Origin of the sequence: Paraburkholderia sp. WS6 (genome assembly GCF_030464835.1) — a bacterium.
GTDB lineage: Bacteria > Pseudomonadota > Gammaproteobacteria > Burkholderiales > Burkholderiaceae > Paraburkholderia > Paraburkholderia madseniana.
On the sequence record NZ_JALQCK010000005.1, the window covers coordinates 275,965 to 290,297 of the forward strand.

At 62.5% G+C, this 14,333-nt stretch carries 14 protein-coding genes; 13 read left to right on the forward strand and 1 reads right to left on the reverse strand.

Features of this window, described 5'->3' with window-relative positions:
* Positions 1–23 precede the first annotated feature (23 nt).
* The 13 genes from frr to M0D64_RS09100 all read left to right on the forward strand — a co-directional run bounded on the left by frr (position 24) and on the right by M0D64_RS09100 (position 13,385).
* Positions 24–584 carry a ribosome recycling factor gene (gene frr, locus M0D64_RS09040; RefSeq protein ID WP_054035184.1) on the forward strand — a complete coding sequence of 187 codons (561 nt, stop codon included), beginning with the start codon at positions 24–26 and terminating at the stop codon, positions 582–584.
* Between the two features lie 64 nt (positions 585–648).
* The gene (gene uppS / locus M0D64_RS09045) at positions 649–1,431 is read left to right on the forward strand and encodes a polyprenyl diphosphate synthase (protein WP_154566004.1); all 783 of its coding nucleotides are present in this window, start codon (positions 649–651) and stop codon (positions 1,429–1,431) included.
* A complete protein-coding gene (locus tag M0D64_RS09050; RefSeq protein WP_266257369.1) occupies positions 1,425–2,246 on the forward strand; it encodes a phosphatidate cytidylyltransferase in 822 nt (273 codons plus the stop codon). The genes uppS and M0D64_RS09050 overlap by 7 nt, the downstream gene beginning before the upstream one ends.
* Positions 2,247–2,256: 10 nt before the next feature.
* Entirely contained in the window at positions 2,257–3,462 is a 1,206-nt protein-coding gene (locus M0D64_RS09055; RefSeq protein ID WP_266236943.1) for a 1-deoxy-D-xylulose-5-phosphate reductoisomerase, read from the forward strand.
* A 7-nt stretch (positions 3,463–3,469) separates the two neighbouring features.
* Positions 3,470–4,855, forward strand: coding sequence for an RIP metalloprotease RseP (gene rseP / locus M0D64_RS09060; RefSeq protein ID WP_266257370.1), 1,386 nt, complete (start codon positions 3,470–3,472; stop codon positions 4,853–4,855).
* A gap of 67 nt (positions 4,856–4,922) precedes the next feature.
* Positions 4,923–7,226, forward strand: a complete 2,304-nt coding sequence (gene bamA / locus M0D64_RS09065; RefSeq protein ID WP_154566000.1) for an outer membrane protein assembly factor BamA — start codon at positions 4,923–4,925, stop codon at positions 7,224–7,226.
* A 74-nt stretch (positions 7,227–7,300) separates the two neighbouring features.
* Complete coding sequence (locus tag M0D64_RS09070; RefSeq protein ID WP_171925998.1) at positions 7,301–7,837, forward strand: OmpH family outer membrane protein; 537 nt, start codon at positions 7,301–7,303, stop codon at positions 7,835–7,837.
* A gap of 108 nt (positions 7,838–7,945) precedes the next feature.
* Complete coding sequence (gene lpxD, locus M0D64_RS09075) at positions 7,946–9,049, forward strand: UDP-3-O-(3-hydroxymyristoyl)glucosamine N-acyltransferase (RefSeq protein WP_266257371.1); 1,104 nt, start codon at positions 7,946–7,948, stop codon at positions 9,047–9,049.
* Between the two features lie 222 nt (positions 9,050–9,271).
* Positions 9,272–9,736 carry a 3-hydroxyacyl-ACP dehydratase FabZ gene (gene fabZ / locus M0D64_RS09080; protein ID WP_020065638.1) on the forward strand — a complete coding sequence of 155 codons (465 nt, stop codon included), beginning with the start codon at positions 9,272–9,274 and terminating at the stop codon, positions 9,734–9,736.
* Positions 9,737–9,830: 94 nt separating this feature from the next.
* Positions 9,831–10,619 (forward strand): acyl-ACP--UDP-N-acetylglucosamine O-acyltransferase, encoded by a 789-nt coding sequence (lpxA, locus tag M0D64_RS09085; protein ID WP_266257372.1) that lies wholly within the window; start codon positions 9,831–9,833, stop codon positions 10,617–10,619.
* A 3-nt stretch (positions 10,620–10,622) separates the two neighbouring features.
* Complete coding sequence (lpxB, locus tag M0D64_RS09090) at positions 10,623–11,792, forward strand: lipid-A-disaccharide synthase (RefSeq protein ID WP_171925999.1); 1,170 nt, start codon at positions 10,623–10,625, stop codon at positions 11,790–11,792.
* Positions 11,789–12,553, forward strand: coding sequence for a ribonuclease HII (gene rnhB / locus M0D64_RS09095; RefSeq protein ID WP_266257373.1), 765 nt, complete (start codon positions 11,789–11,791; stop codon positions 12,551–12,553). Before lpxB ends, rnhB begins: the two co-directional genes overlap by 4 nt.
* 49 nt (positions 12,554–12,602) lie before the next feature.
* Positions 12,603–13,385 (forward strand): RNA methyltransferase, encoded by a 783-nt coding sequence (locus M0D64_RS09100; protein WP_168435949.1) that lies wholly within the window; start codon positions 12,603–12,605, stop codon positions 13,383–13,385.
* 76 nt (positions 13,386–13,461) lie between these two features.
* On the opposite strand, the gene M0D64_RS09105 is transcribed toward M0D64_RS09100, so the two are convergent.
* Positions 13,462–14,277: a pyruvate, water dikinase regulatory protein gene (locus M0D64_RS09105; protein WP_154565996.1), complete on the reverse strand. Its 816-nt coding sequence runs from the start codon at positions 14,275–14,277 to the stop codon at positions 13,462–13,464.
* Positions 14,278–14,333: the final 56 nt, after the last annotated feature.

Sequence of the window (14,333 nt, forward strand, 5' to 3'; positions counted from 1 at the left end):
TTTGAAGGTTCGGAGGTTTAAAAATGTCTGTGGCTGATATCAGGAAGGGCGCTGAACAAAAGATGCAGCGTTCCATCGACGCGTTCAAGAACGACTTGTCGAAGATCCGCACGGGCCGTGCACACACGGGCCTGCTCGATCACATCCAGTGCGATTACTACGGTTCGCCGGTGCCGATTTCGCAGGTCGCGAATCTGACGCTGATCGACGCACGCACGATCGGCGTGCAGCCGTGGGAAAAGAAGATGGTCCAGGTCGTCGAAAAGGCGATCCGCGAGTCGGACCTCGGTCTGAACCCGGCGACGCAAGGTGACGTGATCCGCGTGCCGATGCCCGCGCTGACCGAAGAACGCCGCCGCGAACTGACCAAAGTGGTCAAGAGCGAGGCGGAAACGGCCAAGGTCGCTGTTCGTAACCTGCGCCGTGATGCAAACGAGCAACTGAAGAAGCTTGTGAAAGACAAAGAAATTTCTGAAGATGACGAGCGCCGTGCAGGTGACGACGTTCAGAAACTGACGGACAAGTTCGTCACGGAAATCGACAAGCTTGTAGTGACCAAAGAAGCCGAGATCATGACGGTCTGAGGCCGGTTGGCTCAGCACCTTTAAGATCTCCACTTCTTTTTTTGCAGTCACTGTCCCGACGGCCATGACCTATACCAGCTCAACCGTGCGCGTGCCTGATGTCGCCGCGGTGCCGCGACATATCGCGATCATCATGGACGGCAACGGCCGTTGGGCGACCCAGCGCCGTCTGCCGCGCGTGGCCGGCCATACGCGCGGCGTCGACGCAGTGCGTGCGGCCGTCGAGGCCTGCGCCCGGCAGGGCGTCGAATACCTGACGCTGTTTGCCTTCAGTTCGGAAAACTGGCGCCGCCCGAACGACGAAGTGTCGTTCCTGATGCGCCTGTTCGTCACCGCGCTGGAGCGCGAGATCGGCAAGCTGCACGCAAACGGCATCCGTCTGCGCGTGGTTGGCGATCTGTCCCGATTCGATACGCGCATCCGCGACCTGATCCGGCGCGCGGAAACCAAAACCGCGCGCAATACCCGCCTCACGCTCACCATTGCCGCCAACTACGGCGGCCGCTGGGACATCATGCAGGCCACCCGCAAGCTCGCCGAACAATCGGCGCTGGCGGGCAAGGCGGTCGAGGTGAACGAGGATTCGTTCGCCGAACACCTGTCGATGGCCTATGCGCCGGAGCCGGACCTCTTTATCCGCACCGGCGGCGAGCGCCGCGTCAGCAACTTCCTGCTGTGGCAACTCGCTTACACCGAGTTCTACTTCACCGACACGTTCTGGCCGGATTTCGACGCCGACGCGCTCGGCCACGCCATCGCATCCTACGCGGAGCGTGAGCGACGCTTCGGCCGCACCAGTGCTCAACTCGAGCCGCAATCGCAGAACGTCGATTCGCTTCCATGCTAAAAACCCGTGTCATCACGGCGATCATCCTGCTGGCGATCTTCCTGCCGGTCACGCTGTTCGCGCCGGTGGGCGCGTTCGGCGCGCTGATCGCCTTCGTCGTCGTGTTCGCCGCGTGGGAGTGGGCGCGTCTGCTGAAGCTCGGCGGCGCGGGCCCGGTCATTTACGCGCTGGTTGCTGCGGTGGCGCTGGTCGCGAGCACGCGGCTCGGCACCGGCGTCGAGGAGCCCCGGCCGCTCTTTCAGGCGGCCGCCATTTTCTGGGTGATCGCGGGGCCGTATGTGCTCCTGCGCAAGCCGACTCTCGCGCAAGGCGCCTGGCGCGCGTTTCTCTTTCTTGCCGGCATTGTGGTATTCGTCGCGTGCTGGCATGCTCTCGTCGCCGCGCGCATGCAGGGCGTGGCCTTCGTGCTGTCGCTGCTCCTATTGGTATGGCTGGCCGATATCGGCGCATACTTCTCTGGAAAAGCTTTCGGAAAGCACAAGCTGGCGCCTGCCATCAGCCCGGGTAAGACTTGGGAAGGCGCGATCGGCGGCTGGCTGGTGGTGATGATCGTCGCGGCGGCGGCGGTCTTTTTGCACGCGTTCGAGCCGACCCTGTATTCTGCGCTGCTGGCGCAATGGGGCGCCGTACGTACGCTGCTCGCCCTGACCCTGCTGGTGGTATTCAGCGTGGTGGGCGACCTGTTCGAATCCATGATGAAACGCCAGGCCGGAGTGAAAGATTCAAGCGGCCTGTTGCCTGGGCACGGTGGCGTACTCGACCGCATCGACGCATTGTTGCCGGTGCTGCCGCTTGCCATGCTGCTGCTCGGCTAGAGAAAGAGATATGCAAAAACGTCTGACATTGCTCGGTTCCACGGGCTCGATTGGAGACAGCACGCTCGACGTCGTCGCGCGTCATCCCGAGCGCTTTTCGGTGTACGCGCTCACGGCGCATCGCAACGGCGACAAGCTCGTCGAGCAATGCCTGCGCTTTCAGCCTGAAGTCGCGGTAGTCGGCGATGCCGATACCGCTGCGCAGGTCGCGGCGAAGTTGCGCGAAGCCGGCTGCAAGACCGAAGTCACGTATGGGCCGCAAGCGCTCGTCGACGTGTCGAAGAGTGACGGCTGCGATACGGTCGTAGCGGCGATTGTCGGCGCGGCAGGCCTCGCGCCGAGCCTCGCTGCCGCGCGTGCCGGCAAGCGTATCCTGCTCGCCAACAAGGAAGCGCTGGTGATGTCCGGCGCGATCTTCATGGACGCGGTGCGTGACAACGGCGCCGTGCTGCTGCCGGTCGACAGCGAACACAACGCGATTTTCCAGTGTCTGCCGCGCGAAGCCGCACAGCATGGCGGCGTGTCGAAGATCATCCTGACCGCGTCAGGCGGCCCGTTCCGCACGCGCGAACCGGCCACGCTGGTCGACGTCACGCCGGACGAAGCATGCAAGCATCCGAACTGGGTCATGGGCCGCAAGATTTCGGTCGACTCGGCCACGATGATGAACAAAGGCCTTGAAGTGATCGAGGCGCACTGGCTCTTCGATCTGCCGGGCGAGCGCATCGAAGTGCTGATTCACCCGCAAAGCGTGATCCATTCGATGGTGTCATACGCCGACGGCTCGGTGCTCGCACAACTGGGCAATCCCGACATGCGCACGCCGATCGCGCATGCGCTGGCATTTCCGGACCGCGTCGATTCGGGCGTGGCGCAACTGGATCTGCTGCAGGTCGCATCGCTGTCGTTCGAAAAACCGGATTACACGCGCTTCCCGTGTCTCGCGCTCGCGGTGAAAGCGCTGGCCGAGGGAGGCCTCGCGAGCGCGGCGCTCAATGCCGCGAACGAAGTCGCTGTTGAAGCGTTCCTGTCGCGCCAGATCGGTTTCATGACGATCGCTCAGGTAGTCGACGCCGTACTCAACGCGTTGCCGAACCGCAGCGCGCACGCGCTGGAAGACGTGATCGAAGCGGATGCGGCCGCGCGCCGCGCCGCTGCCGACTTCATCGCGCGCCTGCCGGTCAGCGCCCGTCGCACGGAACGCGCCGTCCAGTGAGGCGCCTATGAACCTGCTGATCGAACTGCTTGCCTTCGCGGTCGCGATTGGCGTACTCGTGGTTGTCCACGAGTACGGGCATTACAGCGTGGCGCGTTTGTGCGGCGTCAAGGTGCTGCGTTTCTCGATCGGCTTCGGCAAGCCGCTGTTCCAATGGGTGAGCCCGAAGACGGGCACCGAATGGACGATTGCCGCACTGCCGCTCGGCGGCTACGTGAAGATGCTCGACGAGCGCGAAACCGGCGGGGCGCCGATTCCCGTTGAAGCCTTGCCGCATGCGTTCAACCGGCAGTCAGTGTGGCGCCGCTTCGCGATTGTCGTCGCCGGGCCGGTCGCGAATTTCCTGCTTGCCATCGTGCTGTTCGCCCTTGTGTTCGCCACGGGCGTGACGGAGCCGGCGGCTGTGGTGGCGGCACCCGCGCCGAATACGCCGGCCGCGCTGGCCGGTTTCGACGGTGGCGAAACGATTGTTGCCGTGCGTGCGGAAAACGCCGGCGAATCCGAGCGAGTGCGTTCGTGGTCCGACCTGCGCTGGAAACTGCTGGGCGCGGCATTCGATCACAAGCGCGTCGTGCTGAGCGCGAAAGACGCGCACGGCACCTCGGATTTCCAGCTGGATCTGCGTGGTATCACCGAGAAAGACGTCGACGACGACTTTATGTCGCGTCTCGGTTTCGAGCCGGGTGGTGGCAAGCTGACCGTCGCCGGGGTGCAGCCGGGTAGCGCGGCGCAAAAGGCAGGCCTTGGGGTGGGCGACCGTCTGCGCGCGATCAACGGTATCCCTACCGACAATGCCACGGCCTTCATCGCTTATGTAAAATCGCACGCCGGCACGCCCGTGACGCTGCAGGTTGAGCGTGGTGGGCAAGCCGCGGGCAAGCTGGAAGACGTTCGCATCGTCCCGCAGTCGCAGCGGGATGACGCGACGGGGCAGCAGATCGGCCGTATCGGTGCGGAACTCGCCACCCAGGTGCCGTCGATCGACGTGCGTTACGGGCCGGTCGAAAGCTTGCAACTAGGCGCGCGCCGTACGTGGGATCTGGCTGTTTATTCGGTGCGCATGTTTGGACGGATGATCGTTGGCGAGGCTTCGCTGAAGAATCTTTCCGGCCCCGTGACGATCGCCGATTACGCAGGAAAGAGCGCACGTCTAGGTCCTTCTGCATTCCTGTCGTTCCTGGCCCTTGTCAGTATTAGTCTCGGCGTACTGAACCTGTTACCAATTCCGGTATTGGACGGGGGTCATCTGTTATATTATTTGGTTGAAGCTGTAACCGGCAAAGTTGTCTCCGATCGCTGGCAACTCGTTTTTCAGAGGGCGGGTCTCGCCTGCATCGTCGCGTTGTCGGCGATTGCGCTGTTCAACGATCTGGCTCGTTTAATCCATTTTTAAAGTGTCTGGCGGCGTTCACGATGGCGACCGCCCGACCTGATGCAGCTATACACACTGGGGAAGCACGTTGTTTAAACCTCATCGCTTTGTTCCAAAGACGGTTATAGCCGCGGCGTTTGCCGCGCATGGGCTGGTTGCTCACGCAACGACGCCCTTCGTGGTGCAAGACATCCGGATCGAGGGATTGCAACGCGTCGAACCCGGTACCGTGTTCGCGTACCTGCCCATCAAGCAAGGCGACACCTTTAGCGACGACAAGGCTTCCGAAGCCATTCGCGCGCTGTACGCCACGGGCTTCTTCAATGACGTCAAGATCGCGACGGAAGGCAGTGTCGTCATCGTCCAGGTGCTGGAACGTCCGGCTATCGGCACGATCGACTTCGCCGGCATTCACGAGTTCGACAAGGAAAACCTGACCAAGGCGCTGCGCGCGGTCGGTTTGTCGCAAGGCCGTTACTATGACAAGGCACTCGTCGACAAGGCCGAGCAGGAACTGAAGCGCCAGTACCTGACGCGCGGTTACTATGCCGCGGAAGTCACCACCACGATCACGCCGATCGACCGCAACCGCGTGTCGGTGCTGTTCTCGGTGGCTGAAGGTCCGAGCGCGAAGATCCGCCAGATCAACTTCATCGGCAACAAGGCGTTCAGCACGGGTACGCTGCGCGACGAAATGCAGTTGTCCACGCCGAACTGGTTCTCGTGGTACACGAAGAACGACCTGTACGCGAAAGACAAGCTCACCGGCGACCTCGAAAACGTCCGCTCGTATTACCTGAATCGCGGCTACCTCGAGTTCAACATCGACTCGACCCAGGTGTCGATCTCGCCGGACAAGAAGGACATGTATCTGACGGTCACGCTGCACGAAGGCGAGCCGTACACGATCAACAGCATCAAGCTGGCTGGTAACCTGCTCGACCGCGAGCCGGAGCTGAACAAGCTCATCAAGATCAAACCAGGCGACCGTTTCTCGGCTGAAAAGCTGCAAGCCACCACCAAGGCGATCGTCGACAAGCTCGGCGAATACGGCTATGCGTTCGCTACTGTCAACGCGCAGCCGCAGATCGATCAGGAACATCACAAGGTCGACCTGACGCTGCAAGTGGACCCGAGCCGCCGTGTGTACGTGCGCCGCATCAACGTGGTCGGCAACACGCGCACTCGCGACGAAGTGGTGCGCCGCGAAATGCGCCAGCTCGAAAGCTCGTGGTTCGATTCGAACCGCCTCGCGCTGTCGAAAGACCGGATCAACCGTCTCGGCTACTTCACGGACGTGGACGTGACCACGGTGCCGGTGGAAGGCACGCCGGACCAGGTCGATGTGGACGTCAAGGTGGCTGAAAAGCCGACCGGCGCGATCACGTTGGGCGCGGGCTTCTCGTCGACGGACAAGGTGGTGCTCTCGGCCGGCGTGTCGCAGGACAACGTGTTCGGTTCGGGTACGAGTCTCTCGGTGAACGTGAATACCGCCAAGACGTACCGTACCTTGACGGTTACGCAGGTCGACCCGTATTTCACGGTCGACGGCATCAAGCGGATTACCGACGTCTACTACCGTACGTACCAGCCGCTGTACTACTCGACGGATTCGAGCTTCAAGATCGTCACGATCGGTGGTGACCTGAAGTTCGGTATTCCGTTCTCCGAAGTCGATACGGTGTATTTCGGCGCCGGCCTCGAGCAAAACCAGCTGGACGTCGACGCGAACACGCCGCAGAGCTACAAGGACTACGTAGCCGCCTTCGGCCGTGTGTCGAATAACGTGCCGATCACGGTGGGTTGGTCGCGCGACGCGCGTGACAGCGCACTGGTGCCGAGCCGCGGCTACTTCACGCAGGCGAACGCCGAATACGGCACGCCGATCGGCGGCACGCAGTACTACAAGGCCGACATCAACGCGCAGTACTATTATTCGTTCTCGCGCGGGTTCGTGCTGGGCTTCAACTTCCAGGGCGGTTACGGTAACGGTCTCGGCGGCAAGCCATATCCGATTTTCAAGAACTACTACGCGGGCGGTATCGGTTCGGTGCGGGGCTACGAGCCGAGTTCGCTGGGTCCGCGCGATGCGAAGACGAACGACCCGATCGGCGGCTCGAAGCTGCTGGTGGGTAACATCGAGTTGACGTTCCCGCTGCCGGGTACGGGCTACGACCGCACGCTGCGTGTCTTCACGTTCCTCGACGGCGGTAACGTCTGGGGTACGGAAGGTAACAGCATCGGCGCGAACGGCCTGCGTTACGGCTACGGTGTCGGTCTTGCGTGGATCTCGCCGATTGGCCCGCTCAAGCTCAGCCTGGGCTTCCCGCTCACGAAGCACACCGGCGACCAGTATCAGAAGTTCCAGTTCCAGATCGGGACGGCATTCTGATCCGGCGGAGGGCGACCCGGGCCTTTACGGGTGGCTTCCGGCGGTGGGCCCGGCCAAACTACAGTATCGAGAGGATGACTTTGCGAACCGGTATGTTTTCGAAACGTGTGGCTTGCGCGTTGGCGCTGGCAATGACGCTGGGTGTCGGCGTAGCGGGGGTCGCGCACGCCCAGGAAGCCAGGATCGCCGCGGTGAATTCGGACCGTATCCTGCGTGAATCGGCTGCCGCGAAGGCTGCACAGGTCAAGCTCGAGGCGGAGTTCGCCAAGCGCGACAAGGACCTGGCCGATATGGCGCAGAAGCTGAAGTCGATGTCCGACTCGCTCGACAAGAACGGTGCGTCGATGTCGGCCGCCGATCGCGCGCAGAAGCAGCGCGATCTGTCGCAGTTGGATACGGACTTCCAGCGCAAACAACGCGAGTTTCGCGAGGACCTGAACCAGCGCCGTAACGAAGAGCTGGCGGCGGTGCTCGACCGGGCCAACAAGGTGATCAAGCAGATCGCGGAGCAGCAGCATTACGACCTGATCGTTCAGGAAGCGGTGTACGTGAGCCCGCGCATCGACATTACCGATCAGGTGCTCAAGGCACTGGCGGCATCGGGCAACTGAACGCGCGCGCCGGGCACCGGCCGGGTTGCAGCGCAGGGTCGTAGAACTGACAAGTTGGACTGATTGTGCAGCAACCATCTCGCATGGGATCGGAGACAGAGGATAGGCATGGCATTTACGCTTGAGGACATCGTCCAGCAGTTCGGCGGTGAAGTAGTCGGAGAAGGTTCGCAGCGCGTCGGCAGTCTGGCGCCGCTCGACCAGGCAGGCCCGGACCAACTGGCGTTCCTCGCCAATCCGAAGTACCTGTCGCAGGTCGAGACGACCCGTGCGGGCGCGGTGTTGATCAATGCCGACGACCTCTCGAAACTCAGCTCCCTTACAGGCCGTAACTTCATCGTCACGCCGAATCCGTACGCTTACTTCGCGCGCGTCGCGCAGACATTCATCGACATGGCAGCGCCCAAGACCGTGCCCGGTGTGCATTCGAGCGCGACGATCGACCCGTTGGCCCAGATTGCCGCGAGCGCGGTGATCGGTCCGCACGTCACGGTGGAAGCGGGCGCGGTGATCGGCGAAAACGTGCGTCTGGACGCCAACGTGGTGATCGGCCGCGGCACGCGAATCGGTGCGGGCTCGCATCTGTATCCGAACGTCGCGGTGTATTACGGCTGCAAGCTCGGCGAGCGCGTGATTGTGCACGCCGGCGCGGTGATCGGTTCGGACGGTTTTGGCTTCGCGCCGGATTTCGTCGGTGAAGGCGATGCGCGTACCGGCAGTTGGGTGAAAATTCCGCAGGTCGGCGGTGTGTCGATCGCGGCGGACGTCGAAATCGGTGCGAACACCACCATCGACCGCGGCGCCATGGCCGACACGATCATCGAGGAGTGCGTGAAAATCGACAACCTCGTGCAGATCGGCCACAACTGCAAGGTCGGCGCTTACACCGTGATCGCCGGCTGTGCGGGCATTGCCGGCAGCACCACGATCGGCCGTCATTGCATGATCGGCGGCGCGGTTGGGATCGCCGGACACGTCACGCTGGCTGACTATGTGATCGTCACGGCGAAGTCGGGCGTCTCGAAGTCGTTGCTGAAGCCCGGCCTGTACACCAGCGCATTCCCGGCTGTGAACCATGCCGACTGGAACAAGAGTGCCGCTTTGCTGCGTAACATCGACAAACTTCGCGATCGTATCAAGGCGCTCGAAAATGCCGCTTCGGCAGGCAAGCCAGCCGGCGCGGCAAGCAATTCCGCGGGCGACGAAGCCTGAGAAGTATCGCGCTGACCTGCGGGTCAACCCGCACAACAATCCGCGGGCCAACCGGCCGGTACCGCGTAAAATAGCGGGCAAGCATCAGGAAGCAAAGTCGGTTGCCGTGACCGGGTGGCATGGCCGCCTGGTTTCGACAAGCGCCGGCAGCACGCGTTACCAACCCACCTGCACCAGCATCCGCAGTCATCATCGCGCAGTCAATGCGTGAGTAGAAACACCATGAGCACCGAAAAAATCAATCTCGACATTCATAAGATTCTCACGCTGCTGCCCCATCGTTACCCGATCCTGCTGGTCGACCGGGTGCTCGAACTCGAGCCGCATAAGAGCATCAAAGCGTTGAAGAACGTGTCGATCAATGAGCCGTATTTCCAGGGTCACTTTCCGACCCGTCCGGTGATGCCCGGCGTGCTGATCCTCGAAGCGCTAGCGCAAACGGCAGCCCTGCTGACGTTTTCGGAAGAGCCGAGCGATCCGTCGAACACGCTGTATCTGTTCGTGGGCATCGACAACGCGCGTTTCAAGCGCGTGGTGGAACCGGGCGATCAGCTGATCCTGAACTGCACGTTCGAGCGTCATATGCGCGGCATCTGGAAGTTCAAGGCGCGCGCCGAAGTGGATGGAGCCGTAGCGGCGGAAGCCGATCTGATGTGCGCGGTGCGGCACACGGACAAAGACGCTTGAAGCCGGTGTCCGGACGGTCAGCGGCTTATCCCGAGCGCTGCGAACTCCGGCTACGCCCATCCAGACAACGCAACAGAATCAGAAGCGAGGACGCATGAGCAGGATTCATCCCACTGCGATCGTCGAGCCGGGCGCACAAGTCGACGAATCCGTCGAAATCGGACCGTATGCCGTCATCGGCGCACATGTGACGATCGGCGCACGGAGCAAGGTCGGTTCGCACAGCGTGATCGAAGGTCACACCACGATCGGCGAAGACAACCGCATCGGCCACTATGCATCGGTCGGCGGCCGTCCGCAGGACATGAAGTACAAAGACGAGCCGACCCGGCTCGTGATCGGCAATCGCAACACGATCCGTGAATTCACCACGATCCACACCGGCACGGTGCAAGACGCAGGCGTCACCACGCTGGGCGACGACAACTGGATCATGGCCTACGTGCACATCGGGCACGACTGCCACGTCGGCAACAACGTGATTCTGTCGAGCAATGCGCAGATGGCCGGCCACGTGACGATTGGCGACCATGCGATTGTCGGCGGCATGTCGGGCGTGCATCAATTCGTGCGCATCGGCGAGCATTCGATGCTGGGCGGCGCGTCGGCGCTCGTGCAGGACATCCCGCCGTTCGTGATCGCTGCCGGCAACAAGGCCGAGCCGCACGGTATCAATGTCGAAGGTCTGCGCCGCCGTGGTTTCTCCGCAGACGCGATCTCGGCGCTGCGCTCGGCGTACCGCCTGCTGTACAAGAACGGCCTGTCGCTTGAAGAAGCGAAGCTGCAGTTGCGCGAACTCGCATCCGCGGGTGGCGATGGCGATGCGCCGGTACAAACGCTGCTCGCGTTTGTCGAAGCGTCGCAACGCGGCATCATCCGCTAACCGATGGCTTTGAACCCGAGTCCCCTGCGCGTTGCGATGGTGGCAGGCGAGCCGTCCGGCGACCTGCTGGCGGCGTCGCTGCTCGATGGCCTCGCGAGCCGTCTACCCGCCGGCACCCAGTATTACGGGATCGGCGGCCCGCGCATGATCGCCACGGGTTTCGACGCCCACTGGCCAATGGAGAAGCTGACGGTGCGCGGCTATGTCGAAGCACTGCGGCATATTCCAGAAATCCTCGGCATCCGCAACGAACTGAAGCGCCAACTGCTGGCCGAGCCGCCGTCGGTGTTCGTCGGCGTGGACGCGCCCGATTTCAACTTCGGACTCGAGCATCCGTTGCGCGACGCGGGTATTCCGACCGTGCACTTCGTTTGCCCGTCGATCTGGGCGTGGCGAGGTGGGCGCATCAAGAAGATCGCCAAAGCGGTCGACCACATGCTGTGCGTGTTCCCGTTCGAAACGGCGCTGCTGGAAAAGGCCGGCATCGCGGCTTCGTACGTGGGCCATCCGCTTGCCGACGAAATTCCTCTGGTACCCGACACGCTTGGCGCGCGCCGCACGCTCGGCCTTGCCGAAAGCGGTCCGATCATCGCGGTGCTGCCGGGCAGCCGGCGCTCGGAGATCGATCTGATCGGTCCGACGTTCTTTGCCGCGATGGAAATGATGCAGCACCAGGAGCCCAGTTTGCGTTTCGTGATGCCGGCGGCCACGCCCGCATTGCGCGAAATGCTACGGCCGCTGGTCGATGCGCATCCTGGTCTCGCGCTGACCATTACCGACGGCCAGGCGCAAATCGCGATGACGGCGGCCGATGCGATCCTCGTCAAGAGCGGCACGGTGACGCTGGAAGCCGCGCTGCTGAAAAAGCCGATGGTGATCTCGTACAAGGTGCCCTGGCTGACCGGCCAGATCATGCGCCGCCAAGGCTATCTGCCGTATGTTGGCTTGCCGAACATTCTGGCGGGGCGTTTCGTCGTGCCGGAAATTCTGCAGCACTTCGCGACGCCCCAGGCGCTCGCCGAAGCGACGCTGAAACAGTTGCGCGACGAGGCCAACCGGCGCACGCTGACGGAAATCTTCACGGAGATGCATCACGTGCTGAAGCAGAACACCGCGCAGCGTGCAGCGGAAGTCGTGGCGAGCGTCGTCGAAAAGCGGAAGGCTCGGCCGTGACCACCGCTCGCGCTCCACGCCGCAAGGCCGCGGCTGTTGCAGGCGCGGCAACATGGCAGGTCGGTCTGGACTTCGAAACGCCGGACGACATCGTCTGCGGCGTCGACGAAGCCGGGCGCGGGCCGCTGGCTGGCCCGGTGGTCGCTGCAGCGGTGATTTTCGATCCGTCGAAGCCGATGATCCGCGGCCTCGACGATTCGAAAGCGCTCACCGCGAAAAAGCGCGACGAACTCTACGACAAGATCGTCGACCGGGCACTTGCGTACTGCATCGCGTCCGCTAGCGTCGAAGAAATCGATACGCTGAACATCCTGCACGCCACCATGCTGGCGATGAAGCGGGCGGTCGAAGGCCTTTCGGTCGTACCGACGCTCGTGAAAATCGACGGCAATCGCTGCCCAACGCTGAGCGTTCGCAGCGAAGCCGTGATCGGCGGCGATGCCTTGGTCAAAAGCATTTCGGCGGCGTCGATTCTCGCCAAGGTCACGCGTGACCGGATGCTGCTCGAACTGCATCAAGCCTATCCGGTCTACGGTTTTAACGCGCATGCCGGCTACGGCACGCCGCAGCATCTCGCGGCGCTGCGCGAACATGGGCCCTGCGAGCATCATCGGCGCTCGTTCGCACCGGTGCGTGAAGCGCATCAGCGTTTCGGCACGGCTTCGAAACAACTGCGGGCGGGCGGCATGATCATCGTGTCCGGAACGCTCACCGACGCCGTGCTCGACGACGACGCCTTCGGCGAACGCAGCGGCGCGTAAGCGCTGCGCGTTGCCCATTCTTTCCTCATTCTCACTGTCTTCGCTGCCTGTGAAAGCCATCACCTCGCGGGACAATCCGCTCTACAAGCGCCTCAAGGCACTGGCCGGCTCGACGCATCAGCAGCGTCGCAGTGGCCACGCGTTGCTCGAAGGGTTCCATCTCGCGAGCGCGTATCTCGACGTCGCCGGGCAGCCGGAAATGTGCATCGTCACCGAGGGCGCGTTGCGCCACGACGAAGCGCAGGCCATCGTGTCGCGCATCGACGAGCACCGTATCGTCACGCTGCCCGATGCATTGTTCGGCCAGGTGTCGAACGTCGTGCACGGTGTCGGGATTCTGCTGCTGGTCGAAAAGCTCGATACGCCGCTGCCGGAGAATGTCGGAGAAACCTGCCTCGTACTCGATGGCGTGCAGGATGCCGGCAACGTCGGTTCGATTCTACGGAGCGCGGCGGCCGCCGGTATTCAGCAGGTGTTTTGCGCGCCGGGCACCGCGTACGCGTGGTCGTCGAAGGTATTGCGCTCGGGCATGGGCGCGCATTTCCTGTTGCAAATCCACGAGGATGTCGAGGCGCAGGTATTGATCGAGCGCCTGGCTGTGCCCATCGTCATTACGGATTCGCACGGTGCCGAGGCGATTTACGACTGCGATCTAAGCGGGCCGCTCGCGTGGGTGTTCGGCAACGAAGGGGCGGGCGTATCGCAGACCTGGCGCGATGCGGTTTCGTTGCGGGTGACGATTCCTCAGCCGGGCGGCATGGAATCGCTCAATGTGGCCGCCGCCGCGGCTATCTGCGTGTTCGAACAGTGCCGCCAGCAGCGCCGCGCGTGACATTGCACTGACTGCAGGTCTGAGGCGACCTCCGCGATCACCTCAGCACCACGCACGCCCGCAAAACAGGCGCCGCTCAATAAACCGGCCGGTCCAGCTTGATCTCCTGCAGGATCGTCGTCGCGATTTCTTCGATCGACTTATGCGTCGACGACAACCACTTGACCCCTTCGCGCCGCATCATCGCTTCCGCCTCGTTGATCTCGTAGCGGCAATTTTCCGGCGCGGCGTACTTGCTGCCCGGGCGGCGCTCGTTACGGATCTCCGACAGCCGCTGCGGATCGATCGATAAACCAAACATCTTCTGCCGATGCGCCAATAGCGGCGTAGGCAGCTTGCCGCGCTCGAAGTCTTCCGGAATCAGCGGATAATTGGCCGCTTTCACGCCGTACTGCATGGCCAGATACAGGCTCGTCGGTGTCTTGCCGCTGCGCGACACGCCGACCAGAATCACATCGGCATCGGCCAGATTGCGGTTCGATTGACCGTCGTCGTGGGCGAGCGAGAAGTTGATCGCCTCGATCCGGTTCTTGTATTCCTCGGTATCGGCGTTCTGGTGGCCGCGGCCCATCGCGTGGCTCGACTTGAGCTCCAGTTCCTGTTCGAGCGGCTCGACGAAGGTCTGAAACATGTCCAGCACGAGTGCATTCGAACCTTTGACGATCTGATTCGAGGCGCTGTCCACCAGCGTCGTAAAGACGATCGGACGGCGGCCGTCCTGCTGGATCGCTTCGTTGATTTTTTCTAGCGTGGCGTAGGCTTTTTCCGTCGAGTCGACGAAGGGCACGCGAACCAGGCGGAATTTCTGGTCGAACTGGGAGAGGATCGAATGCGCGAAGGTTTCGGCAGTGATCCCGGTACCGTCGGAGACGATGAATACGGTGGGCGGCATCAGTGGGGCTGGGGAACGTGAGCGGGAAAAAGCGCTCGAATGAAACATCGCTGCAT

Excerpts from the sequence above, each read along its gene's own strand:
- frr (WP_054035184.1), top strand. The coding sequence starts at position 24 with ATGTCTGTGGCTGATATCAGGAAGGGCGCTGAACAAAAGATGCAGCGT.
- uppS (WP_154566004.1), top strand. The coding sequence starts at position 649 with ATGACCTATACCAGCTCAACCGTGCGCGTGCCTGATGTCGCCGCGGTG.
- M0D64_RS09050 (WP_266257369.1), top strand. The coding sequence starts at position 1,425 with ATGCTAAAAACCCGTGTCATCACGGCGATCATCCTGCTGGCGATCTTC.
- M0D64_RS09055 (WP_266236943.1), top strand. The coding sequence starts at position 2,257 with ATGCAAAAACGTCTGACATTGCTCGGTTCCACGGGCTCGATTGGAGAC.
- rseP (WP_266257370.1), top strand. The coding sequence starts at position 3,470 with ATGAACCTGCTGATCGAACTGCTTGCCTTCGCGGTCGCGATTGGCGTA.
- M0D64_RS09070 (WP_171925998.1), top strand. The coding sequence starts at position 7,301 with ATGACTTTGCGAACCGGTATGTTTTCGAAACGTGTGGCTTGCGCGTTG.
- lpxD (WP_266257371.1), top strand. The coding sequence starts at position 7,946 with ATGGCATTTACGCTTGAGGACATCGTCCAGCAGTTCGGCGGTGAAGTA.
- fabZ (WP_020065638.1), top strand. The coding sequence starts at position 9,272 with ATGAGCACCGAAAAAATCAATCTCGACATTCATAAGATTCTCACGCTG.
- lpxA (WP_266257372.1), top strand. The coding sequence starts at position 9,831 with ATGAGCAGGATTCATCCCACTGCGATCGTCGAGCCGGGCGCACAAGTC.
- lpxB (WP_171925999.1), top strand. The coding sequence starts at position 10,623 with ATGGCTTTGAACCCGAGTCCCCTGCGCGTTGCGATGGTGGCAGGCGAG.
- M0D64_RS09105 (WP_154565996.1), bottom strand. The coding sequence starts at position 14,277 with ATGCCGCCCACCGTATTCATCGTCTCCGACGGTACCGGGATCACTGCC.